The 419-nt window shown below is 56.6% G+C and carries 1 protein-coding gene; it reads left to right on the top strand.

Translation table 11 applies throughout. The features are described 5' to 3' along the window. Positions 1 to 299 (top strand): aldehyde dehydrogenase family protein (locus AB4Z23_RS28720; protein WP_441361342.1); only part of this gene is annotated, 299 nt, incomplete at its 5' end. Positions 300 to 419: the final 120 nt, after the last annotated feature.

Raw genomic sequence — 419 nt, 5'->3', positions numbered from 1 at the left:
AGCCGAAGCCGCTTGCCGCATACATCTTCAGCAAGGACCGGTCGACGATCGACTTCGTGCTCGGATCGCTGTCGTTCGGCGGCGGCTGTATAAACCAGACCAACCTGCATTGCTGGATCGATAGCCTGCCATTCGGCGGTGTCGGTAACAGCGGCATGGGCAAATATTACGGCAAGGCCGGGTTCGATGCCCTCAGCAACACCAAAGCCATGCTCATCGGCAATCCCGATCTCGAGCTCGATGTCTTTCCGCCTTATGCCGGCAAGGACATCGCCAAAAATCTGAGTGTGTTTTCATGAAGGAAGGAAGCGTACGTACTGTTGCACCAGGCGGATATCTATCCGGTGAACGTCAACGGATGTTTCACCCGCAACGGCGAGATCCGCGCTGGAAGGTTGTATTTGCAGCCTGCGCCGGCA

The sequence above is a fragment of the Agrobacterium sp. MCAB5 genome, from assembly GCF_052114365.1.
GTDB lineage: Bacteria > Pseudomonadota > Alphaproteobacteria > Rhizobiales > Rhizobiaceae > Agrobacterium > Agrobacterium tumefaciens.
Note: the sequence above shows the minus strand (reverse complement) of the source record. Positions and strands in the feature narration are given on the sequence as shown.